The organism is Pseudomonas sp. 9.1(2019) (assembly GCF_009910445.1).
In the GTDB taxonomy this organism is placed as follows: domain Bacteria; phylum Pseudomonadota; class Gammaproteobacteria; order Pseudomonadales; family Pseudomonadaceae; genus Aquipseudomonas; species Aquipseudomonas paraversuta.
In genome coordinates this window covers 408,329-430,756 of the sequence record NZ_VBWF01000011.1, presented here as the reverse complement: position 1 = coordinate 430,756, position 22,428 = coordinate 408,329, and the positions used below count along the sequence as shown (strand labels likewise).

Here is a 22,428-nt window from a genome sequence, read left to right as displayed (position 1 = left end):
AGGATCGCGGAGAAAGTAGATGAGTGCGCTATATATGATTGTTGGCACCCTGGTGGCATTGGGTGTGCTGGTCACTTTTCATGAATTCGGTCACTTTTGGGTGGCGCGCCGTTGCGGCGTCAAGGTTCTACGTTTCTCCGTGGGTTTCGGTACGCCTTTGCTGCGCTGGCATGACCGCAAGGGTACCGAGTTTGTCATTGCAGCCATCCCGTTGGGTGGCTACGTGAAAATGCTCGACGAGCGCGAAGGCGAGGTTCCCGCCGATCAGCTGGATCAGTCCTTCAATCGCAAGACCGTTGGTCAGCGCATAGCCATTGTCGCCGCCGGGCCGATCGCTAACTTCTTGTTGGCGATGGTGTTTTTCTGGGTGCTGGCGATGATGGGCAGCCAGCAGGTGCGGCCTGTAATCGGTGCCGTAGAAAGCGCCAGCCTGGCAGCTCAGGCCGGCCTTGTGGCCGGCCAGGAAATCGTTGCCATCGACGGCGAGCCGACCGTTGGCTGGTCGAACGTAAACCTGCAACTGGTCCGCCGTCTGGGTGAAAGCGGTTCTATCCAGATCGCAGTACGCGGGCCGGGCTCGGATGTCGAGACTTCGCATCAGTTGATCCTGCATGACTGGCTCAAGTCTGCTGACGAGCCGGATCCGATCAAGTCGCTGGGTATTCGCCCGTGGCGCCCCGAGTTGCCGGCAGTGCTGGCAGAGCTTGACCCGAAAGGCCCGGCACAGGCTGCCGGACTTAAAATCGGTGACAAGCTGTTGGCCATCAACGATCAGGCCATCAACGACTGGCAGCAGGTGGTTGACTGGGTTCGCGTGCGGCCGGACTCCCGTGTTGTGTTGCATGTCGAGCGCGACGGGGTTGCGCTTGATGTCCCTGTTACCCTGGCGGCTCGCGGCGAAGGTAAGGCGGCAACCGGCTATCTGGGGGCGGGGGCCAAAGGTGTCGATTGGCCACCGGCAATGATTCGTGAGGTCAGTTACGGCCCGCTCGCCGCAATCGGGGAGGGTGCAAAGCGTACGTGGACCATGAGCGTATTGACTCTCGATTCGCTGAAGAAAATGTTGTTCGGTGAGCTCTCGGTAAAAAACTTGAGTGGACCGATAACCATTGCTAAAGTGGCGGGCGCTTCTGCCCAGTCGGGCGTCGTGGATTTCCTGAGTTTCCTGGCTTATCTGAGTATTAGCCTTGGGGTTCTGAATTTGTTGCCCATCCCTGTACTGGATGGGGGGCATTTATTGTTTTATCTGATCGAGTGGGCGCGTGGTCGTCCCTTGTCGGATCGGGTGCAGGGTTGGGGGATGCAGATCGGTATCAGTTTGGTGATCGGGGTGATGTTGCTTGCTCTGGTCAACGATCTGGGACGTCTGTAAACACTTCGCTGAATTGCGAATCTGCCGCATTTTGCGGCAGTTTGTTTATTGCCAGTTGGAATAAGAAAGGACTTCATGAAACGTCTGCTGCTAACTGCGGTTCTCGCCGTACTGATGATCGCCGAAGTTCACGCCGAGTCCTTCACTATCTCTGATATTCGTGTCAACGGGCTGCAGCGGGTTTCCGCCGGTAGCGTGTTTGGTGCGTTGCCTCTGAACGTGGGTGAAGTAGCGGATGACCGCCGTTTGGTGGAATCCACTCGTGCGTTGTTCAAAACCGGTTTCTTTCAGGATATCCAACTGGGTCGTGATGGCAATGTGCTTGTCATTACGGTTGTCGAACGTCCATCCGTCTCCAGCATCACCATCGACGGTAACAAGGCGATCTCCACTGATGACCTGATGAAAGGGCTCAAACAGTCGGGCCTGGCCGAAGGTGAAATCTTCCAGCGTGCAACCCTTGAGGGTGTACGCAACGAGCTGCAACGCCAGTATGTTGCCCAGGGCCGCTACTCGGCCACGGTTGACACCGAAGTGGTGCCCGAGCCGCGTAACCGCGTTGCCCTGAAGGTCAACATCAATGAAGGCACGGTTGCTGCTATCCAGCACATCAACGTGGTGGGCAACACCGTCTTCCCTGAAGAAGATCTGGTTGACCTCTTCGAACTGAAAACCACGAACTGGCTGTCGTTCTTCAAGAATGACGACAAGTATGCTCGTGAAAAACTGTCGGGTGACCTTGAGCGTCTGCGCTCTTACTACCTCGATCGCGGCTATATCAATATGGATATCGCTTCGACCCAGGTATCGATCACCCCCGACAAGAAGAACGTCTACATCACGGTCAACGTGAATGAAGGCGAAAAATACAATGTCGGCGAAGTGAAACTGAGCGGTGACCTCAAGGTTCCTGAAGATCAGATCAAATCGCTGTTGCTGGTTCAGCCAGGGCAGGTGTTCTCGCGCAAGCTGATGACCACTACCTCCGAACTGATTACCCGTCGTCTGGGTAACGAGGGCTACACCTTCGCCAACGTGAACGGTGTGCCTCAGCCAAACCCTGAAGATCACACGGTAGCCATCACTTTTGTGGTTGATCCGGGCAAGCGTGCTTACGTGAACCGCATCAACTACCGCGGCAACACCAAGTCTGAAGACGTGGTTCTGCGTCGCGAAATGCGCCAGATGGAAGGTGGCTGGGCTTCGACTTACCTGATTGACCAGTCCAAGGTTCGCCTTGAGCGTCTGGGCTTCTTCAAGGAAGTGAACGTTGAAACTCCGGCTGTGCCAGGCACTGACGACCAGGTTGACGTGAACTACGCCGTAGAAGAACAGGCTTCGGGTTCGATCACTGCCAGCGTCGGTTTTGCCCAGAGCGCCGGTTTGATCCTGGGTGGCTCGATCACGCAGAACAACTTCCTGGGTACGGGTAACAAGGTCAGCATTGGCCTGACCCGCAGCGAATACCAGAGCCGCTACAACTTCAGCTACGTTGATCCGTACTGGACTGCAGATGGCGTAAGCCTGGGCTACAACGTGTTCTACCGCACCACTGACTACAAAGATCTGGACGTTGACGTTGCCAACTACTCCGTTGACAGCCTGGGTGCAGGCGTCAGCATGGGCTACCCGATCAGCGACACCTCGCGTCTGACCTATGGTCTGACCGTGCAGCAGGATGAAATCAGTACCGGTCAGTACACCGTTGACGAGATTTTCGACTTCGTAAACCGTGAAGGCACCAAGTACCTCAACTTCAAGGCATCGGTCGGCTGGTCTGAATCGACCCTGAACAAAGGTGTACTGCCAACACGCGGCAGCTCGCAGAGCCTGGTGCTTGAAAGCACGATTCCTGGCAGCGACCTGCAGTTCTACAAGCTGGACTACCGTGCCCAGTTGTTCCAGCCGTTGACCGACACCTACACCATGCGTCTGCACACAGAGCTGGGCTATGGCGACGGTTACGGTTCGACTGAAGGCCTGCCGTTCTACGAGAACTACTACGCCGGTGGTTTCAACTCGGTACGTGGTTTCAAGGACAGCGCTCTGGGCCCTCGCAGCACGCCTAGCTCGGGTAAAAACCCGGGCACCATCGCTGACCCTGATCAGGATCCGCTACCATTTGGTGGTAACGTGCTGATCCAGGGCGGTGTGGAAGTTCTGTTCCCGATGCCGTTCGTCAAAGATCAGCGCTCCCTGCGGACCTCTGTGTTCTGGGATGTTGGTAACGTGTTCGACACCAACTGCAAGGGCGATACCAAGGATTGCGACATCAGCTTTAGCAATATGGCCAGCTCTGTCGGTGTTGGCGTGACCTGGGTGACTGCACTTGGCCCGCTAAGCTTCAGCTTGGCAATGCCGGTCAAGAAACCGGATGACGCAGATACCCAGGTATTCCAGTTCTCCCTCGGCCAGACTTTCTAAAAGCCTGACTTTAGACACAGACAACAGATTTTTTAGGAGTGCATCGTGCGCAAGTTGACTCAATTGGTTCTCCTGGCTTCGGTCCTGGTCGCTGGCCCAGCCTTTGCTGATATGAAAATTGCCGTACTGAACTATCAGATGGCATTGCTGGAATCTGACGCTGCCAAGCGTTATGCCGTGGATGCCGAGAAGAAATTTGGCCCGCAACTGACCAAGCTCAAAAGCCTGGAAAGCAGCGCCAAGGGTATTCAGGATCGTCTGGTAAAAGGCGGCGACAAAATGCAGCAGGGCGAGCGTGAGCGTCTGGAGCTTGAATTCAAGCAAAAGGCCCGCGATTTCCAGTTCCAGTCCAAGGAACTGAACGAAGCCAAAGCAGTTGCTGACCGTGAAATGCTGAAACAGCTCAAGCCAAAACTGGACAGCGCTGTTGAAGAAGTCATCAAGAAAGGTGCCTTTGACCTGGTATTCGAGCGTGGTGCTGTGATTGATGTCAAACCTCAGTACGACATCACTCGCCAGGTTATCGAGCGCATGAATCAGCTGAAGTAATTATGACTGCGACTATAAAACTCGGCCAATTGGCCGAGTTCCTCGGTGCCACCTTGCGTGGCAGCGCGGAGAAAGAAATTACTGGGCTAGCCACTTTACAAGAGGCTGGCCCAGCTCAGTTGAGCTTTCTGGCCAATCCCCAGTACCGAAAATTCCTTGTCGACTGTCACGCGGGAGCTGTATTGCTCAAGCCGGACGATGCCGAGGATTATGTCGGTGATGCGCTATTGGTACCTGATCCTTATCTGGCATATGCCCGAATTTCCCACTTGTTCGATCCCAAGCCCAAGGCGGCGCCCGGCATTCACCCGACGGCAGTCATTGCTGTTGATGCGGTGATTGATCCGCTGGCCAGCATTGGTGCTTTTGCAGTGATTGAAAGTGGTGCTCGAATCGCTGCCGGCGTCACGGTCGGTCCCCACTGCTTTATCGGGGCCCGTTGTGAAATCGGCGAGGGCGGCTGGCTGGCACCGCGGGTAACGCTTTATCACGACGTACGCATCGGCAAGCGCGTGGTGATTCAGTCGGGTGCTGTGCTGGGCGGTGAGGGTTTTGGTTTCGCCAACGAGAAGGGTGTCTGGCAAAAGATCGCGCAGATCGGTGGGGTAACCATCGGTGATGATGTCGAAATTGGCGTCAACACCGCCGTCGACCGCGGTGCTTTGGCCGACACGGTGCTGGGTAATGGCGTCAAGCTGGATAACCAGATCCAGATCGCCCATAACGTTCAGGTCGGTGACCATACGGCCATGGCTGCCTGTGTGGGTATTTCCGGTAGCACTAAAATCGGCAAGCACTGCATGTTGGCGGGTGGTGTCGGTTTGGTGGGGCACATTGAAATTTGTGACAACGTGTTCTTGACTGGTATGACGATGGTGACTCACTCGATTACCAAACCAGGCGCCTATTCTTCAGGGACCGCCATGCAGCCGGCGGCCGAATGGCGCAAGAGCGCGGCACGTATTCGTCAGTTGGACGATATCGCCAGACGGCTTAAACATCTGGAAAAGCACGTCGGGGAAGTGACCCCGGACGGTAAAGCTTCTTCAGAGGGCTAATACATTTTCCATATCAAGTGTGCATAGCCACTGGTTTGCTTCCTTGATTTGCTAGAGGAGCGCGCCTTAGTCGCGCGCGCCCAATCTTTATTACAGGCTTCCCCACGAAATGATGGACATCAACGAGATTCGCGAATATCTGCCCCACCGTTACCCGTTCCTGCTGGTGGATCGCGTAGTGGATCTGGATATCGAGAACAAGCGCATTCGTGCCTACAAGAATGTCAGCATCAATGAACCTTTTTTCAACGGTCACTTTCCGGCGCACCCAATCATGCCCGGCGTTTTGATCATTGAAGCGATGGCTCAGGCAGCTGGTATCCTTGGCTTCAAAATGCTCGACCTCAAGCCTGCCGACGGCACGCTTTACTATTTCGTGGGCTCCGACAAGCTGCGCTTCCGTCAACCGGTCACCCCGGGTGATCAACTGATTCTTGAAGCCAAATTTCTAAGCTGCAAGCGTCAGATCTGGAAGTTCGAGTGCCAGGCGTCGGTTGATGGAAAGCCGGTTTGCTCGGCTGAAATTATCTGTGCGGAACGCAAACTATGAGTTTGATTGACCCTCGCGCAATCATCGATCCGACGGCCATATTGGCCGACGACGTCGAGGTCGGCCCATGGTCGATCATCGGCGCAGGTGTGGAAATCGGCGAGGGGACAGTGATTGGGCCGCATGTGATTCTCAAGGGCCCAACCAGGATCGGTAAGCACAATCGTATCTACCAGTTCTCTTCGGTAGGCGAGGACACACCTGATCTGAAGTACAAGGGCGAAGAAACCCGCCTGGTGATCGGTGACCACAACGTCATTCGTGAAGGGGTCACCATTCATCGCGGTACCATTCAGGATCGCGCCGAAACAACCCTGGGCGATCACAATCTGGTCATGGCTTATGCCCACATCGGCCATGACAGCGTGATCGGCAATCACTGCATTCTGGTCAATAACGCTGCCCTGGCGGGCCATGTGCACATGGGTGACTGGGCGATCCTGTCCGGTTTTACTCTGGTTCATCAGTTCTGCCATATCGGCGCCCACAGCTTCTCGGGCATGGGCACCGCCATTGGCAAGGACGTACCGGCATTTGTGACGGTGTTTGGCAGCCCTGCGCAAGCCCGCAGCATGAACTTCGAAGGCATGCGCCGTCGCGGTTTCAGTGAAGACGCCATTCACGCGTTACGCCGCGCCTATAAAGTGGTGTACCGCCAGGGCCTGACCGTTGATCAGGCCCTGGCCGAGCTGGCTGAGCCTGCTGCGCAATTCCCTGAAGTTGCAATGTTTGTTGAGTCGATTCAATCCTCCACCCGCGGCATTACGCGCTAGTCATGGCTAGATTGCGTATCGCGCTGGTGGCAGGGGAGGCTTCGGGCGACATTTTGGGCTCGGGGCTGATGCGGGCACTCAAGGCACAGCATCCGGATGTCGAATTTATCGGCGTCGGCGGCCCATTGATGGAAGCTGAGGGCATGAGCTCTTACTTCCCGATGGAGCGACTGTCGGTCATGGGGCTGGTTGAGGTGCTGGGTCGTTTGCGCGAATTGCTCAAGCGCCGCAAGCTTCTGGTCCAGACCCTGATCGCAGAAAGGCCCGATGTCTTTATCGGCATCGATGCGCCTGACTTCACGCTCAATATCGAACTCCAGTTACGTCGTGCCGGGATCAAAACCGTGCACTACGTCAGCCCTTCCGTGTGGGCGTGGCGTCAGAAGCGAGTGCTGAAAATCCGCGAAGGCTGCGATTTGATGCTGACCTTGCTGCCGTTTGAAGCCAGGTTCTATGAAGAGCACGGTGTACCTGTGCGTTTCGTCGGACACTCTCTGGCAGACACCATCCCGCTTGAGGCCGACAAAGCCGGTGCGCGTGCCGAGCTGGGGTTGCCTGAGGGGCCGCTGGTCGCTTTGATGCCGGGCAGTCGCGGTGGCGAAGTGGGTAAGCTGGGCGGGCTGTTTCTGGATGCTGCGCAAAAAATTCTTGAAGCACGACCTGATGTGCGGTTTGTCCTGCCTTGCGCCAATGCGGCGCGCCGGGCGCAAATCGAACAGTTGCTGGTCGGGCGTGATCTGCCCCTGACCTTGCTCGACGGCCGCTCGCATCTGGCCTTGGCGGCATGTGATGCGGTATTGATTGCATCCGGTACGGCCACCCTGGAAGCGCTGCTGTACAAGCGCCCGATGGTGGTGGCTTATCGTCTTGCAGGTCTGACCTACTGGATTCTCAAGCGTCTGGTCAAAAGTCCCTACGTGTCATTGCCCAACCTGCTGGCTCAACGGATGTTGGTGCCTGAACTGTTGCAGGATGCGGCTACCCCGCAAGCATTGGCGCAAACCCTGCTGCCCTTGCTGGACGGTGGCGAAGAGCAGACCCGGGGCTTTGACGAGATTCACCGTACATTGCGTCTCGACGCTTCCAATCAGGCCGCCAAAGCGGTGCTGGATCTGATTGCGCAATCCAAATGAGTAAAGTAACCATGCAAATCGGGCTGGACTTCAATCTGGTCGATCTGGCCGAAGACCTTGTGGCCGGAGTCGATGAGGTGGGCCGCGGGCCGTTGTGCGGCGCGGTAGTGACCGCAGCGGTAATTCTTGACCCTGCGCGTCCCATCGCCGGGCTCAATGATTCGAAAAAGCTCACCGAAGCGCGGCGTGAAAAGCTTTACGACGAAATCTGCGAAAAAGCCCTGAGCTGGTGTATTGCCCGGGCCGAAGTTGAAGAAATCGACGAGCTGAATATTTTGCACGCCACCATGCTGGCCATGCAGCGGGCTGTCGAAGGCCTGAGCATTACCCCCAAGCTGGCCATGATCGATGGCAACCGCTGCCCTAAACTGGCGATGCCGGCTGAGGCCGTGGTTAAAGGCGACAGCAAGGTTCCGGCGATTGCAGCGGCTTCGATTCTGGCCAAGGTCAGTCGTGACCGGGAGATGGCCGCCTTTGAGTTGATCTATCCCGGCTATGGCATCGGCGGACACAAGGGTTATCCGACCCCGGTACACCTCGAGGCGCTCGAACGCCTTGGTCCCACACCGATACACCGGCGTTCGTTTGGTCCGGTGCGTCGGGCCTGGGAAGCCCGCGAGGCGACCGAGATTTAGCCCCAAGGCTGATGTTTTTGCCAAGGCCCGGTACAATCCGGGCCTTGTTGTTTCTCAAAGCTTAAAGACAGGATCACCATGCCGGCTTCATTCGTTCACCTGCGCCTGCACACTGAATACTCCCTGGTCGATGGCCTGGTGCGGATCAAACCGCTGATCAAAACCCTGGCCGGGATGAATATGCCCGCCGTGGCGGTGACCGACCAGAACAACATGTGTTCTTTGGTCAAATTCTATAAAGCGGCCATGGGCGGCGGGATCAAGCCGATTTGCGGGGCTGACCTGTGGTTGTCGAACAAAGACCCGGAAAACCCGGTGAGTCGCCTTAGCCTGTTGGCGATGAATGGCGTCGGCTACCGCAATCTGACTGAACTGATCTCCCGTGGCTTTATTGATGGCCAGCGTAACGGCCAGGTCATTATCGAGCGCGAATGGGTAGCCGAGGCTGCGGAAGGCCTGATCATGCTTTCGTCAGCCAAGGAGGGTGAAATCGGCATCGCGCTGATCAGTGGCAACACTGAAGAGGCCGAGGTTCTGGCCCGCGAATGGATGACCGTATTCCCTGACCGGTTCTATCTCGAGGTTCAACGCACCAAACGTCCCAATGACGAAGAGCACCTGCATGCAGCGGTAGCGCTGGCAGAGACAGTCGGCGCGCCACTGGTGGCGACCAACGATGTGCGCTTCATCAGGCAAGAAGACTTCGAAGCCCACGAAACCCGTGTCTGCATCGGTGAAGGCCGGGCGCTGGACGACCCGCGTCGCTCGAAAAACTACAGCGACCAGCAGTACCTGAAAAGCGCCGAAGAAATGGCCGAGCTGTTCAGTGATTTGCCAGAGGCGCTGGTGAACTCGGTTGAAATCGCCAAGCGCTGCAACATCGAAGTAAAACTGGGCAAACACTTTTTGCCCAACTTCCCGATTCCCGATGGCATGACCATCGATGAGTATTTCCGCAAGGTGTCCTTTGACGGTCTGGAAGATCGCCTCAGCGTTCTGCTGCCTAAAGACACCACCGAAGACTATGACGCCAGGCGCCAGGTGTATGTCGACCGGCTGAATTTCGAGCTGGATATCATCATCCAGATGGGGTTCCCCGGTTACTTCCTGATCGTAATGGACTTTATCCAGTGGGCTAAAAGCAACGGCGTACCCGTTGGCCCGGGTCGAGGGTCGGGTGCCGGGTCACTGGTGGCCTATGTGCAGAAGATCACCGACCTTGATCCGCTGGAATACGACCTGCTGTTTGAACGATTCCTTAACCCGGAACGGGTATCGATGCCCGACTTCGACGTCGACTTCTGCATGGATGGTCGAGACCGGGTCATTGAGTATGTAGCCGAAAAGTATGGTCGCAACGCGGTAAGCCAGATCATTACCTTTGGTTCGATGGCTGCCAAGGCGGTAATCCGTGACGTGGCCCGGGTCCAGGGCAAGTCCTACGGCCTGGCGGACCGTCTGTCGAAGATGATTCCGTTCGAAGTCGGCATGACCCTGGAAAAAGCCTACGAGCAGGAAGAAATCCTGCGCGACTTCATCAAGGTCGATGAAGAAGCGGCCGAGATCTGGGACATGGCCCGCAAGCTCGAGGGCGTAGTCCGTAACGTTGGCAAGCACGCGGGTGGCGTTGTAATCGCGCCGACCAAACTTACCGACTTTTCGCCGATTTACTGCGACGAAGAGGGCGGCGGCCTGGTAACCCAGTTCGACAAGGACGACGTTGAGTCGGCCGGTCTGGTGAAGTTCGACTTCCTGGGGCTACGGACCCTGACAGTCATCGACTGGGCGCTGAAAACCATCAACCGTGATCGCGCCAAGGTAGACGAGCCGCCTCTGGATATCGCCTTCATTCCGCTGGATGACAAGCCGACCTATCAGCTGCTGCAAAAGGCCGAAACCACTGCAGTGTTCCAGCTTGAGTCGCGGGGCATGAAGGAGCTGATCAAAAAGCTCAAGCCCGACTGCCTGGAAGACTTGATCGCACTGGTGGCCCTGTTCCGTCCGGGGCCGCTGCAGTCAGGCATGGTTGATGACTTTATCAACCGTAAACACGGTCGTGCCGAACTGGCGTACCCGCACTCGGACTACCAGTACGAAGGGCTCAAGCCGGTATTGGCCCCGACATACGGCATCATTCTGTATCAAGAACAGGTGATGCAGATTGCCCAGGTCATGGCCGGCTACACCCTGGGTGGTGCCGACATGTTGCGCCGGGCCATGGGCAAGAAAAAGCCCGAAGAAATGGCCAAGCAACGCGGCGGCTTTATCGAGGGTTGTGCCAACAACAATATCGATGGCGACCTTGCCGGTAACATTTTCGACCTGGTAGAGAAATTTGCCGGTTATGGCTTTAACAAATCCCACTCTGCCGCCTACGGTCTGGTGTCGTACCAGACGGCATGGCTGAAAACCCATTACCCGGCGCCGTTCATGGCTGCGGTACTGTCGGCGGATATGCACAACACCGACAAGGTCGTGACCTTGATCGAAGAAATTCGCACCATGAAGTTGCGTCTCGACGCACCGGATGTGAATGCTTCGGAGTTCAAGTTCACGGTTAACGATGAAGGGCGGATCATTTACGGTCTGGGTGCGATCAAGGGCGTAGGCGAGGGGCCAGTAGAGGCCATCACCGAAGCTCGCCAGGACGGTCCGTTCACCGATTTGTTCGATTTCTGCGCCCGGGTCGACCTCAAGCGCATCAACAAGCGAACCCTGGATGGTCTGATCCGTAGCGGTGCGCTGGACCGTCTGGGGCCGTTTTTCCATGATGAACCCAAGGCCTGGCAGGCGAGTATCGACCAGAATCGCGCGGTATTGCTGGCTGCGATGGAAGAGGCGATCAAGGCTGCCGAACAAACTGCCCGCACCCACGACAGCGGGCACGCCGATCTGTTTGGCGGCCTGTTTGTCGAGGCGGATGCCGACGTCTACGCCAATCACCGCAAGGCCAAGGAACTAACGCTCAAAGAGCGTTTGAAGGGCGAAAAAGACACCCTGGGCCTGTACCTGACCGGCCATCCGATTGACGAGTATGAAGGCGAGATCCGCCGTTTTGCCCGTCAGCGGATCATTGATCTCAAGCCGGCCCGGGATACTCAAACGGTCGCCGGCATGATCATCGCTTTGCGGGTCATGAAGAACAAAAAAGGCGACAAGATGGGCTTCATCACCCTCGACGACCGGTCGGGACGGATTGAAGCCTCACTGTTTGCCGAGGCATTCCATTCGGCGCAATCGCTGTTGCAGACGGATGCGATGGTGGTGGTCGAAGGTGAGGTCAGCAATGACGACTTCTCCGGCGGCCTGCGCCTGCGGGTCAAGCGTGTGATGAGCATGGAAGACGCCCGAACCAGCCTGGCCGAAAGCCTGCGTCTGAAAGTTGTACAGTCCGCGCTCAAAGGTGATCAACTGCGCTGGCTGGGCGATTTGTTCAAGAAACACCGCGGCGCATGCCCGATCACCATGGAATACACCGGAGTGGGGGCCAAGGCGACGCTGCAGTTTGGCGAGACCTGGAGAATCGATCCGGCTGACAGCTTGATTCAAGCCTTGCGTGACCAGTTTGGGCGAGACAACGTCTTCCTCCAATACCGTTGACGGTCAGGGGTGCGAGAAGCGCCCTGACCTCGACCCGAATTTTTAATCTCGACCTGAGAGCGCCTGTCCCTTAAGGTAGGCGCGATACAGATCAACCGGCTGCCCCAGTTCGGTTAAAAGCACCAGCAAATGCTGGGTTTTAACTCTTCTGGCATGCTTTGCCGCCGACCCAAGACGGATGCTTATGAACCCGAATTTTCTTGATTTCGAACAGCCGATTGCTGACCTGCAAGCCAAAATCGAAGAGTTGCGCTTGGTTGGTAACGACAATTCGCTGAACATCAGCGATGAAATCTCTCGTCTGCAAGACAAAAGCAAAACGCTGACTGAAGATATTTTCGGCAAGCTGACCAGCTGGCAAATTGCCCGTCTGGCCCGTCACCCGCGCCGTCCTTACACCCTGGACTACATCGAGCACATCTTCACCGAGTTCGATGAGCTGCACGGCGACCGCCATTTCTCGGACGACGCTGCCATTGTTGGCGGTATTGCCCGTCTGGACGATCAGCCAGTCATGGTGATTGGTCACCAGAAGGGCCGTGAAGTGCGTGAAAAGGTACGCCGCAACTTCGGCATGCCGCGCCCGGAAGGCTACCGCAAGGCTTGCCGTCTGATGGAAATGGCCGAACGTTTCAAGATGCCGATCCTGACCTTCATCGACACCCCTGGCGCTTACCCGGGGATTGACGCTGAAGAGCGCAACCAGAGTGAAGCAATCGCCTGGAACCTGCGGGTGATGTCGCGCCTCAAAACCCCGATCATTGCCACTGTTATCGGTGAAGGTGGTTCGGGTGGTGCGCTGGCAATCGGCGTCTGCGATCAGTTGAACATGCTGCAGTACTCGACCTATGCGGTGATTTCGCCGGAAGGTTGTGCATCGATTCTGTGGAAAACCGCCGAAAAGGCGCCGGATGCTGCCGAAGCGATGGGCATTACTGCCGAGCGTTTGAAAGGTCTGGGTATTGTTGACAAGGTCATCACCGAGCCATTGGGTGGCGCGCACCGTGATCCGGTGGCGGCTTCCGCTTCGATTCGTGCCGAGCTTGCCTCCCAGCTGGACATGCTCAATAAACTCGATCACGAAGCGTTGCTCAAGCGTCGCTATGAGCGACTGATGAGCTACGGTCTCTGACAGGGGCATTGTAGGAGCCAGCTTGCGCGCGAGCTCTTCGTTGCTGCGTTGTAAGGCTAGCTCCTACAGGATTGTGCGATGTCCAACCTCTCAATCCTGCTCCTCAAAGCCCTCGAGCCCTGGCGCAATGCCAGGGCCTGGCATGTAGCGCTCTCCGGCGGTCTCGATTCGACCGTGTTGCTGCATGTTCTCGCTCAACTTCGTCAAACCCGTTCTCTGCCTCCTCTGAGCGCCATCCATGTCCATCATGGTCTTCAGGCTGCGGCAGACGCGTGGCCGGCCCACTGCCAGGCACTCTGTGATGCGCTGGGGGTGCCGCTGCAGGTTGTACACGTGCATGTGCAGGCCGGAGCAAGTCTTGAGCGTGCGGCCCGTGAGGCTCGCTATCAGGCGTTCGTGACGCTTACGCGAGCGCAAGAGGTGCTGCTTACCGGTCAGCATCGCGACGACCAGGCGGAAACCCTGCTGTTTCGTCTGCTGCGCGGGGCCGGAGTGAGCGGCCTGGCTGCGATGCCGCGTCAGCGTCGGCTGGGTGAAGGCAATTTATGTCGACCTTTGCTGGATGTGTCGCGCACCGACCTGGAGGCCTACGCGCGGGAACACAGCCTGAGCTGGATTGAAGATCCGTCCAATCAGCAGACCGACTTTTCGCGAAATTATTTGCGCCATGAGATTTTTCCGCTGCTGACCCGGCGCTGGCCGCAAGCAGCCGCCAGCATGGCGCGCAGTGCGGCCCACTGTGCCGAGGCGCAGGGCCTGCTCGATGACCTGGCCCGGCAGGACCTGCAAGCTGCGGGGGCGGTCAGCGAGTTCGACTGGCTCGGCTTGCCCTCGCTGGAGCTTGCGCCGATCACCTGCCTGTCACCGGCCCGGCAACGCAATGCGTTGCGTTACTGGCTGGCGGCATTCAGTCAATTACCGGATACCGATCATTGGGCCGGTTGGGATGCCTTGCGCGATGCCCGGGGCGACGGGCAACCGCTCTGGAAACTTGCCGAAGGCGAGTTGCACCGTTCAGGCGGGAGGATCTGGTGGCTGGCCGGTGACTGGTTGTGCCAGCCGCCAGCTTCTGTGCAATGGCACAACCCGCATCAGCCACTGATATTGCCCGGCAACGGTCAGTTACGTCTGTCGGGGGATATACCCGATGGCTCCGTGCAAGTGAGCTATCGTCAGGGGGGCGAGGTGATGACGGTGAAAAACCGTGGTCATCGTGACCTGAAGCGACTGCTCAACGAGCAGGGGTTGCCATTATTTGTCCGTGGCAGATTGCCGCTTTTGTATGTAAACGGGCAGTTATTGGCAGTGGCAAACCTCCCGGGACTGGACTGCGGCCCCTGTGGACGCTGGCAATTGCACTGGCTGCCAACTAAGAGCGATCAAGGTTTGAGCTGAAAGGGTGTTTCCGGTAGACTACGCTCCCTTCTTGATACAACTTCTGTAGATTCACCAGAATTGCAGATGTTGCCGATTACCAAGCAGTCTTTGCTGGGCGATTTTAAAAAAATGTGTGGCTTGTATCGAACCGTTGGTTTCCATCGGTCTGTTTCAACGCAGCAGTTTTTCGAAAGGTGCACTGTGACTAATGCTGGTGATTGGGGGCTTCGGCCTTCCTTCGCTTTCCCCGGCGGCTCTGACCGCTTTAACGCAGACTTCTAGGGTTTTTCATGACGCGCTACATCTTCGTCACGGGCGGTGTTGTTTCTTCATTGGGGAAAGGCATTGCCTCGGCTTCATTGGCAGCCATCCTGGAGGCGCGGGGACTTAAGGTCACCATGCTGAAGCTGGACCCCTACATCAACGTTGATCCGGGCACCATGAGCCCGTTCCAGCACGGTGAAGTGTTCGTCACACACGACGGCGCAGAGACCGACCTGGACTTGGGTCATTACGAGCGGTTTATCCGCACGACCATGACCCAGAACAACAACTTCACCACGGGCCGTGTCTACGAACACGTCCTGCGCAAGGAGCGCCGTGGTGATTACCTGGGTGCAACCATCCAGGTAATTCCGCACATCACCGACGAGATCAAGCGTCGAATCATCAAGGGCGCCGGCGATGCCGACGTAGCGATGGTTGAGATTGGCGGCACTGTGGGTGACATTGAGTCGCAACCGTTCCTCGAGGCAATCCGTCAGCTGCGCATCGAAGTAGGCGCCAAGCGCGCCATGCTGATGCACCTGACTCTGGTTCCGTATATCGCCACTGCTGGCGAAACGAAAACCAAACCAACGCAACACTCGGTTAAAGAATTACGTTCCATCGGCCTGCAGCCAGATGTTCTGATCTGCCGTTCCGATCACCATGTCGATATTTCCTCGCGTCGCAAAATCGCGTTGTTCACCAACGTTGAAGAGCGTGCGGTGATTTCGCTGGAAGACGCCGACACCATCTACCGTATCCCGGGCATGCTGCACGCTCAGGGTCTGGATGATTTTGTCGTTGAGCGTTTCGGTCTGGAATGCAACAGCGCCGACCTGTCCGAATGGGAACAAGTGGTCGACGCCAAGCTCAATCCTGAGCACGAAGTCACCATCGCCATGGTCGGCAAGTACATGGAACTGCTGGATGCGTACAAGTCGCTGATTGAAGCGATGAGCCACGCCGGTATTTCCAACCGTACCAAGGTCAACCTGCGTTATATCGATTCTGAAGACATCGAAAACAAAGGTACTGAACTGCTGGAAGGTGTCGATGCCATTCTGGTCCCGGGCGGCTTCGGTCTGCGCGGCGTAGAAGGCAAGATCACTGCGGTTCAATATGCTCGCGAAAACAAGGTGCCATACCTGGGTATCTGCCTGGGCATGCAAGTGGCGGTTATCGAGTTCGCACGTAACGTGCTGGGCTGGAAAGACGCCAACTCCACCGAGTTCGATCGCAACAGCGGCCACCCGGTTGTGGGCCTGATCACTGAGTGGGAAGACGCCACCGGTGCTGTTGAAACCCGTACCGAAACTTCGGATCTGGGCGGCACCATGCGTCTGGGTGCACAGGACTGCCAGCTTACCGCCGGCTCTCTGGTTCACGACTGCTATGCCAAGGACGTGATCGTTGAACGTCATCGCCATCGCTATGAAGTGAACAACAACCTGCTGCCTCAACTGATGGAAGCCGGCCTGAAAGTAACCGGTCGTTCCGGTGACGGCGCGCTGGTAGAAGTGGTTGAAGCACCGGATCATCCTTGGTTCGTTGCTTGCCAGTTCCACCCGGAGTTCACCTCCACGCCACGTGACGGTCATCCGTTGTTCACGGGTTTCGTCAAGGCTGCACTGGCTCAGCACGAAAAAAACGCTTAAGCAGCAGGGTGTAATGGAAAGTCCGCGCAGGTTCTGGCGGACTTTCCAGAAGATCACCCTGGTTTTTGCGTGCTACCGACTACCGACGACCACGTGTTTGCCTTGGCAGCCGCGGTCGCCGATGTCCGCGGCAGACACTTCTGTGAAGAGTTTTCCGACAATAGAAACCGCATCACCCTCGTTTCTCCGGTAAAGTACCGCACGATTTCTCGGACCCCTGGCTCCGAACCTTATCGTCCTCAAGGCTGCCTGCAGATTGGCCCTTGTCGATGATGACAAAATTTCCCTCAGCTGCGTCGTTTTCGTCAACTTTGGAGTGTTTACAACAATGGCAAAAATCGTCGACATCAAAGGTCGTGAAGTTCTCGACTCCCGTGGCAACCCCACCGTGGAAGCGGACGTGCTTCTCGACAACGGCATCATCGGCAGTGCTTGCGCGCCTTCCGGTGCTTCCACCGGTTCCCGTGAAGCGCTGGAACTGCGTGATGGCGACAAGAGCCGTTACCTGGGCAAAGGCGTTTTGAAAGCCGTTGCCAACATTAACGGCCCGATTCGCGATTTGCTGCTGGGTAAAGACCCGGTTGATCAAAAAGCGCTGGACCACGCGATGATTGCGCTGGACGGCACTGAAAACAAAGGTTCCCTGGGCGCTAACGCCATCCTCGCTGTATCCCTGGCAGCTGCCAAGGCTGCGGCTCAGGACCAGGACCTGCCGCTGTACGCACACATCGCCAACCTGAACGGCACCCCGGGTGTTTACTCGATGCCGGTACCGATGATGAACATCATCAACGGTGGCGAGCACGCAGATAACAACGTCGACATTCAAGAGTTCATGGTGCAGCCGGTTGGCGCCAAGACCTTTTCCGACGCGCTGCGCATGGGTACTGAAATCTTCCATCACCTTAAAGCTGTACTCAAGGCTCGTGGCCTGAGCACTGCAGTGGGCGATGAGGGTGGTTTCGCACCTGACCTGGCTTCCAACGAAGATGCACTGAAAGTGATCTCCGAAGCTGTCGCCAATGCCGGTTACACCCTGGGCACTGACGTGACCCTGGCTCTGGACTGTGCGGCCAGCGAATTCTACGAAGACGGCAAGTACAACCTGTCTGGTGAAGGCCAGGTGTTCAACTCCGAAGGTTTCGCCGAGTACCTCAAAGGTTTGACTCAGCGCTACCCGATCATCTCCATTGAAGATGGCCTGGACGAGTCTGACTGGGATGGCTGGAAAATCCTGACCGACAAAGTCGGTGAGAAAGTTCAGTTGGTAGGGGACGACCTGTTCGTAACCAACACCAAGATCCTGAAAGAAGGCATCGATAAGAAGATCGCCAACTCGATCCTGATCAAGTTCAACCAGATCGGCACCCTGACCGAAACCCTGGAAGCTATCCAGATGGCCAAGGCCGCTGGTTACACTGCAGTGATTTCGCACCGTTCCGGCGAAACCGAAGATTCCACCATTGCCGATCTGGCAGTGGGTACTTCGGCTGGCCAGATCAAGACCGGCTCTCTGTGCCGTTCGGATCGCGTGTCCAAGTACAACCAATTGCTGCGTATCGAAGAGCAATTGGGCGCAAAAGCCAAGTACAACGGTCGCAGCGAGTTTCGCGGCTAAGCAGTTGGTGGTAAAAAGACAGCAGGTTGTGTCGGAATTTTCGCTTAGACGAGTTTTTTGACACTAATCTGAATCTGTACAAGCCTGGGTTCTCCAGGCTTTGTACTATTGGTTGTTTACGTTTTTCGGCATGGCTGTCTTTTCACTGGATACCTGATATTCGATGCGCAGTCCTAATTGGTTGTTTCTCATCTTGCTCTTGCTGCTGGCTGGCCTACAGTATCGCCTGTGGGTGGGGAATGGCAGTTTGGCGCAGGTTACCGACCTGACCCAGCAAATCGCCGATCAGCATGCTGAAAACGAAGTATTGCTGGAGCGCAACCGTGTGCTGGATGCGGAAGTTCTGGAGTTGAAAAAAGGCATGGAGACCGTTGAAGAACGCGCTCGCCATGAGTTGGGCATGGTCAAGGAGGGCGAAACCCTCTACCAGTTGGCCCAATGAGTTCCCTGTCACCGGCCTTCTGGGCCGTGATTCCTGCCGCGGGCGTTGGTGCCCGTATGGCCGCAGACCGTCCCAAGCAGTATTTGCAGTTGGGCGGGCGCAGTATTCTGGAACACAGCCTCGGCTGTTTTCTTGACCATCCGGGCCTCAAGGGGCTGGTGGTCAGCATTGCTTCTGATGACCCTTTTTGGCCTTCCTTGCCCTGTGCCGCCGATCCACGGATCGCCCGGGTAGAGGGCGGGCGCGAGCGTGCCGATTCGGTGCTCAATGCGTTGCTGCATCTGCATGCACTGGGCGCGTCTGATGACGATTGGGTGTTGGTTCACGATGCCGCACGCCCGAACCTGTCCCGTGAAGATCTGGACAAATTGCTGCGCGAACTGGCCCTCGACCCGGTCGGTGGCTTGCTGGCGGTTCCTGCGCGGGACACGCTCAAGCGCGTCGACAAGCATGGCCGGGTGGTTGAAACCGTCGATCGCAGTCTGATCTGGCAGGCGTACACGCCGCAGATGTTCCGTCTGGGAGCATTGCACCGGGCCCTGGCTGATAGCCTGGTGGCAGATGCCAAAATCACTGATGAATCCTCAGCCATGGAGTGGGCGGGCCTCGCGCCGCGCCTGATCGAGGGTCGCTCGGACAACATCAAGGTGACCCGCCCCGAGGACCTCGAGTGGCTGCGGTTGCGCTGGGTCAATCGTTGATCCCTCTGTAGCAGCGAGCTTGCCTCGCGATCTTTTAAAAGATCAAAAGATGGCGAGGCAAGCTCGTTGCTACAGGTTTCTAACCCAAATACTCCTCACGCTTTGCCAATCCTTCCTTCAGATAGTCCACCAGCTTCCTGACCTTTGGCGACAAGTGCCGTTGCTGCGGATAGAGCGCCCAAACCGCGGTATTGGGTGGCTGATGAGTTTCTAGCAAAGACACCAGAGCCCCGGTCTTCAAATGCTCCAGCACATAATAGTCCGGTAGCTGGCACAGCCCGACCCCCAGCAGGGCTGCATCCAGTACTGCCTGCCCGCTGTTGCAGCGCCAGTTGCCTTGCACCCGCTGCGAAAATTCGCGCCCGTCCTGCTGCAATTGCCATAGATCTGAGCTGCCAATCAAACAGTTGTGACGGCTCAATTCCGACAGGCTATGGGGGCGGCCGTAATGTTCCAGGTATGACGGCGATGCACACAGATACATACGTCGTGGTGCCAGGCGGGTGGCCACCAGTCGTGAGTCCTGCAGCCGGCCCAGGCGGATGGCCAGATCAAGGCTCTCGTGCACCAGATCCAATGGACGATTGCTCAGTTCGATATCGACCCGTAACTGCGGGTACAACCCCATAAAACGTGTCACCAGCGGCACGATAAAGCGTTCGCCGTAGGCCACTGCGCAGGTCATTCGCAGCATGCCTTTGGGTTCGCTGGCCAGGTCGCCGACTGCACGCAGGGCTTCTTCGCGGCCGTCTTGCAAGCGCTGGCAGTGCTGTAAAAATGTCTGACCGGCCTCGGTCAGGGTTACCCGGCGCGTACTGCGATAAAACAGTCGGGTTTGCAGGCGTTCTTCGAGTCGGGCGACCTGGCGGCTTATGTGCGATGACGACACGCCAAGGCGTTCTGCAGCAGCGGTGAACTGGCCGCATTCGGCCACCGCAACAAACTCATCAATGCCTTCCCAGCGGCTCTCATTCACAGTTGATTATCCCTGTATGGCAATAATGTTTTGCTTTTGTCCGGATTATTAATCAGTCAGCGCTGATTTACACTTCTGGTCTTGTTTTAACTTTGCTGGAGTCGATTGATGATCAAGTCACGTGCTGCCGTAGCCTTCGAGGCCAAGAAACCGCTGGAAATCGTCGAAGTTGACGTTGCGATGCCCAAGGCGGGTGAAGTGTTGCTGCGGGTGGTGGCTTCGGGTGTATGCCATACCGATGCCTACACCTTGTCGGGGGCCGATCCGGAGGGCATCTTTCCGTCGATTTTGGGCCATGAAGGCGGCGCTGTAGTCGAGGCGATCGGCGAAGGTGTTACCTCCGTCGCAGTGGGCGATCACGTCATCCCGCTGTACACGCCGGAATGCCGCAAGTGTAAATTCTGCCTGTCAGGCAAAACCAACCTGTGTCAGGCGATTCGTGCCACCCAGGGTAAAGGCCTGATGCCGGACGGCACCACGCGCTTCTCCTACAAAGGGCAGCCAATTTTCCATTACATGGGCACCTCTACCTTTTCGGAATACACCGTGTTGCCGGAAATCTCGGTGGCCAAGATTCAAAAAGACGCACCGCTGGAGAAGGTCTGCCTGCTGGGTTGTGGTGTCACCACGGGTATTGGTGCCGTGATCAATACTGCCAAGGTCAAGCCGGGCGACACCGTAGCCATCTTCGGCCTGGGCGGCATTGGCCTTTCAGCGGTGATCGGCGCAGTAAAGGCCAAGGCCGCGCGGATCATTGCCATCGATATCAACCCGGGCAAGTTTGAAATCGCCAGGCAACTGGGCGCGACCGATTGCGTCAACCCGAAGGACTTTGATCGCCCGATTCAGGAAGTGATAGTCGACATGACTGACGGCGGCGTCGATTTTTCTTTCGAGTGCATAGGTAATGTGCAACTGATGCGTGCGGCACTGGAGTGCTGCCACAAAGGTTGGGGCGAGTCCGTCATCATCGGTGTCGCCGGTGCCGGTCAGGAAATTTCGACCCGTCCGTTCCAGTTGGTCACCGGCCGAGTCTGGCGTGGATCGGCCTTTGGTGGCGTGCGTGGGCGCACTGAGTTGCCAAGCTATGTCGACATGGCGCAAACCGGTGAAATCCCGCTGGACACTTTCATTACCCACACCATGGGCCTGGAAGACATCAACAAGGCTTTCGACCTGATGCACGAAGGCAAAAGCATTCGTACTGTAATCCACTTCTGACGAAGAGCTGCAAGCTACAAGCTATAAGCGGGAGAAACACATGCCCGCTTCTACTTGTGGCTTGCAGCTGAAAGCTTGGAGCTGTCCATGACACTGGAAAATATTTCCTGCCAGAAAAGCTTCGGTGGCTGGCACAAGCGCTACCGGCACCGTTCTGAAGTACTGGGTTGCGACATGGTATTTGCCGTGTACTTGCCGCCCCAGGCCGAGCAGGGCGCCAGGCTGCCGGTGTTGTACTGGCTGTCGGGTTTGACCTGTACCGATGAAAACTTCATGCACAAGGCCGGCGCTATGAAAATGGCCGCCGAGCTGGGGCTGATTATCGTGGCGCCGGACACCAGCCCCCGTGGCGACGGGGTTCCGGATGATCCGGATGGCGCCTGGGATTTCGGCCTGGGTGCAGGTTTTTACCTGAACGCAACGCAGCAGCCTTGGGCTCAGCATTACCGCATGCATGATTATGTGGTGCAGGAATTGCCGGCATTGGTTGAAGCGCATTTTCCTGCCTCGCAAAAACGCGGGATCAGCGGACACTCCATGGGTGGCCACGGAGCTTTGGTTTGTGCGCTGCGCAATCCGGGGCGCTATCAGTCGGTGTCCGCTTTTGCGCCGATCAGCAACCCGATGGATTGCCCGTGGGGGCAAAAGGCCTTCTCCCATTACCTGGGGGATGAGCGCTCGCGGTGGCGTGAATGGGACGCGTGCATTTTGATCAGCGAGGCCCGTGAAAAGCTGCCGCTATTGGTGGATCAGGGAGATCGGGACGACTTTCTGAGTGTGCAGCTCAAGCCCGAGGCACTGCAGCAGGCTGCGAAACTGGCGGGTCATCCGTTGAACTTGCGTCTGCAGCCGGGCTACGACCATAGCTATTTTTTCATCGCCAGCTTTATTGACGACCACTTGCGTCACCACGCGAGCGCACTAAGCGCTTAATAGTGGGTAGAA

18 protein-coding genes are annotated in these 22,428 nt (G+C 57.0%); 17 read left to right on the top strand and 1 reads right to left on the bottom strand.

Going from position 1 to position 22,428, the window contains the following annotated elements; translation table 11 throughout:
- Nucleotides 1–19: 19 nt before the first annotated feature.
- The 15 genes from rseP to ispD all read left to right on the top strand — a co-directional run bounded on the left by rseP (nt 20) and on the right by ispD (nt 19,286).
- On the top strand, nt 20–1,372 hold the full coding sequence (gene rseP, locus FEZ21_RS20895; protein ID WP_003440439.1) for a sigma E protease regulator RseP: 1,353 nt from the start codon (nt 20–22) through the stop codon (nt 1,370–1,372).
- Nucleotides 1,373–1,447: 75 nt separating this feature from the next.
- The gene (bamA, locus tag FEZ21_RS20890; RefSeq protein ID WP_003440442.1) at nt 1,448–3,796 is read left to right on the top strand and encodes an outer membrane protein assembly factor BamA; all 2,349 of its coding nucleotides are present in this window, start codon (nt 1,448–1,450) and stop codon (nt 3,794–3,796) included.
- Between the two features lie 45 nt (nt 3,797–3,841).
- Nucleotides 3,842–4,345 (top strand): OmpH family outer membrane protein, encoded by a 504-nt coding sequence (locus tag FEZ21_RS20885; RefSeq protein ID WP_003440444.1) that lies wholly within the window; start codon nt 3,842–3,844, stop codon nt 4,343–4,345.
- A gap of 2 nt (nt 4,346–4,347) precedes the next feature.
- Entirely contained in the window at nt 4,348–5,403 is a 1,056-nt protein-coding gene (lpxD, locus tag FEZ21_RS20880) for a UDP-3-O-(3-hydroxymyristoyl)glucosamine N-acyltransferase (RefSeq protein WP_003440447.1), read from the top strand.
- Between the two features lie 109 nt (nt 5,404–5,512).
- A complete protein-coding gene (gene fabZ / locus FEZ21_RS20875; RefSeq protein WP_003440450.1) occupies nt 5,513–5,953 on the top strand; it encodes a 3-hydroxyacyl-ACP dehydratase FabZ in 441 nt (146 codons plus the stop codon).
- Nucleotides 5,950–6,726, top strand: a complete 777-nt coding sequence (gene lpxA / locus FEZ21_RS20870; protein ID WP_003440454.1) for an acyl-ACP--UDP-N-acetylglucosamine O-acyltransferase — start codon at nt 5,950–5,952, stop codon at nt 6,724–6,726. Before fabZ ends, lpxA begins: the two co-directional genes overlap by 4 nt.
- 2 nt (nt 6,727–6,728) lie before the next feature.
- Complete coding sequence (lpxB, locus tag FEZ21_RS20865; RefSeq protein WP_160628333.1) at nt 6,729–7,859, top strand: lipid-A-disaccharide synthase; 1,131 nt, start codon at nt 6,729–6,731, stop codon at nt 7,857–7,859.
- 11 nt (nt 7,860–7,870) lie between these two features.
- Nucleotides 7,871–8,494, top strand: a complete 624-nt coding sequence (rnhB, locus tag FEZ21_RS20860) for a ribonuclease HII (RefSeq protein WP_003440459.1) — start codon at nt 7,871–7,873, stop codon at nt 8,492–8,494.
- 78 nt (nt 8,495–8,572) lie between these two features.
- Nucleotides 8,573–12,094: a DNA polymerase III subunit alpha gene (gene dnaE, locus FEZ21_RS20855; protein ID WP_003440462.1), complete on the top strand. Its 3,522-nt coding sequence runs from the start codon at nt 8,573–8,575 to the stop codon at nt 12,092–12,094.
- 184 nt (nt 12,095–12,278) lie between these two features.
- Entirely contained in the window at nt 12,279–13,226 is a 948-nt protein-coding gene (locus FEZ21_RS20850) for an acetyl-CoA carboxylase carboxyltransferase subunit alpha (protein ID WP_003440465.1), read from the top strand.
- A gap of 78 nt (nt 13,227–13,304) precedes the next feature.
- Complete coding sequence (tilS, locus tag FEZ21_RS20845; protein WP_160628332.1) at nt 13,305–14,621, top strand: tRNA lysidine(34) synthetase TilS; 1,317 nt, start codon at nt 13,305–13,307, stop codon at nt 14,619–14,621.
- A gap of 272 nt (nt 14,622–14,893) precedes the next feature.
- Entirely contained in the window at nt 14,894–16,525 is a 1,632-nt protein-coding gene (locus FEZ21_RS20840) for a CTP synthase (RefSeq protein ID WP_003440470.1), read from the top strand.
- A 328-nt stretch (nt 16,526–16,853) separates the two neighbouring features.
- Complete coding sequence (gene eno, locus FEZ21_RS20835; protein ID WP_003440481.1) at nt 16,854–18,143, top strand: phosphopyruvate hydratase; 1,290 nt, start codon at nt 16,854–16,856, stop codon at nt 18,141–18,143.
- 163 nt (nt 18,144–18,306) lie between these two features.
- Nucleotides 18,307–18,585, top strand: a complete 279-nt coding sequence (gene ftsB, locus FEZ21_RS20830; RefSeq protein ID WP_003440483.1) for a cell division protein FtsB — start codon at nt 18,307–18,309, stop codon at nt 18,583–18,585.
- Nucleotides 18,582–19,286, top strand: coding sequence for a 2-C-methyl-D-erythritol 4-phosphate cytidylyltransferase (gene ispD / locus FEZ21_RS20825; protein ID WP_003440486.1), 705 nt, complete (start codon nt 18,582–18,584; stop codon nt 19,284–19,286). The genes ftsB and ispD overlap by 4 nt, the downstream gene beginning before the upstream one ends.
- A 79-nt stretch (nt 19,287–19,365) precedes the next feature.
- Here ispD and FEZ21_RS20820 read toward each other — a convergent pair whose 3' ends face one another.
- On the bottom strand, nt 19,366–20,262 hold the full coding sequence (locus FEZ21_RS20820; RefSeq protein ID WP_003440489.1) for a LysR substrate-binding domain-containing protein: 897 nt from the start codon (nt 20,260–20,262) through the stop codon (nt 19,366–19,368).
- A gap of 108 nt (nt 20,263–20,370) precedes the next feature.
- Here FEZ21_RS20820 and FEZ21_RS20815 point away from each other — a divergent pair, with 108 nt between their 5' ends.
- Both FEZ21_RS20815 and fghA read left to right on the top strand, forming a co-directional pair.
- Nucleotides 20,371–21,483, top strand: a complete 1,113-nt coding sequence (locus FEZ21_RS20815; RefSeq protein ID WP_010655958.1) for an S-(hydroxymethyl)glutathione dehydrogenase/class III alcohol dehydrogenase — start codon at nt 20,371–20,373, stop codon at nt 21,481–21,483.
- Nucleotides 21,484–21,570: 87 nt separating this feature from the next.
- The gene (fghA, locus tag FEZ21_RS20810) at nt 21,571–22,416 is read left to right on the top strand and encodes an S-formylglutathione hydrolase (protein WP_003440495.1); all 846 of its coding nucleotides are present in this window, start codon (nt 21,571–21,573) and stop codon (nt 22,414–22,416) included.
- The last annotated feature ends 12 nt before the right edge of the window (nt 22,417–22,428 follow it).